At 40.5% G+C, this 1,551-nt stretch carries 2 protein-coding genes; one reads left to right on the forward strand and one right to left on the reverse strand.

What is annotated here, in order from left to right; all coding sequences use genetic code 11:
• Positions 1–586 (reverse strand): TolB family protein (locus V7K25_RS00060; RefSeq protein WP_335153955.1); only part of this gene is annotated, 586 nt, incomplete at its 3' end.
• Positions 587–984: 398 nt separating this feature from the next.
• On the opposite strand from V7K25_RS00060, the gene V7K25_RS00065 reads away from it, so the two are divergent.
• Positions 985–1,242, forward strand: coding sequence for a hypothetical protein (locus V7K25_RS00065; RefSeq protein ID WP_335153957.1), 258 nt, complete (start codon positions 985–987; stop codon positions 1,240–1,242).
• Positions 1,243–1,551 lie beyond the last annotated feature (309 nt).

Below are 1,551 nucleotides of genomic sequence, written 5' to 3' on the forward strand. Positions count from 1 at the left end.
AGGATTTAATTATCCTATCGCTGCGGAAGTAATCAGAATTTTCGTGCAATATTACGTTGCCAAAATTGTTAAGCAATATTTCGCCAACAGTGTCATTAAAGGGAGTTTCTGGGGCTGGTGAGTCGGCAATTACGGCTAGTCGTCTACTGTCACCAGACCAGACAAAATCGCTAACATCACCAGCAAAGTCTGATATTTTCTCGGCTTCACCGCCTGCTAGGTTGAGCAACCAAATTTGCTGTTTTCCTGATTCACGGCTGGAGCGAAAAGCTAGATATTTACCATCTGGGCTAAACCGAGGATTGTATTCACTATCGTTACCGTTAGTTAACTGTAATGTTTGGGAGCCATCCCAAGAAGTCATGTAAATATGGTTATCTCGTGTATCATTTTTCAGAGTGGTGTTAGTTACTGTGTAAGCAATCCAGTCTCCAGAGGGAGAAAGTTGAGGATCGCTAATTTGGCGAAAGGCGAATTGATCGTCGAGTGTTAGCAGGCGTTTTTCTTGGGCTTGAGCCGAAATATTTATACTGAGTGTCATCGCTAAAACACTACTTGCTAAAGCGATTTTTGTTAGCTTTTTCATAACTAGATATCATAACTGGGGGTTCGCACATTTTTTTGAAGTTAGAGAAATTGGTAAATAACTTGGTCATAAAGCTTTGCCCCAGAATTGCGGCTAGCCCTGGTGGGATGTCCACAATCCACGTTTTATGCTTACCTTTGGTGGAATACGCCCTCAAAGCGATAGCACAACATTTGATATCAGTCGTCTGGAGTACTAGTGCTTCTGATACTTGACAACCAGTAAACAGGCAATTTCTTTTCCAGAGCGCGATGGCGTAATCGTCTGCCTTAAGAGCGATCGCTCTTAGTGATAAATCCTGACGTTAATAATCGCTTTAGTTCCTCTTGGGTTAAAATCTTGCCTTGTCCGTTGCCGTCTACTTTCATTTTTCCGAATCAATAGCGATTACACGTTTTGTGACAGAATTAGAAAGAGCAGAAGTTGATTTAGCTAAAACTCATTTACCCGTTTCTGTTGGCATTTTAAGCGGTTTAAAATCTGCTTCATTACCGATTAATCAAATTGAATCGCAAGTTGAAGAAGTACGCCAACATGGTTTAGCCGGAGTCTCATTCTTTTTCTATGAAAGCCTCTGGAATTGGTCAGACGAAGCCCCTATTGTACGAGAAAAAGTTATTCAAAGAATGTTTCCTAATTCTGTATCTCGCGGATAACTACCTAAGCCAAATTCATGATATACAGCACTTCCTGCGGCTATGAGGTACATCCTCAAAGCTGAAAGCTATGATAGGAGAGGGGCAAGAGGAAAATCGTATTGCATAATAGCCGGAAGCGCTGTATTTATCAAATTACAGGTCAACAATGAAACTACCAGGCAGTTATAAAATTGTGAATGGTGAAAGATTTGGTGTAGTAGATTATACCTTAATTATTTTTTCACAAATAGATTGGTCATCGGCTTAACTCCTTTAGCCGTGTCATTAGCAGAGTTTAAGTATTCATAGATGCCAAAAGCATCTTCA

It is taken from the genome of Nostoc sp. (assembly GCF_036919495.1).
Classification (GTDB): Bacteria; Cyanobacteriota; Cyanobacteriia; order Cyanobacteriales; family Nostocaceae; genus Nostoc.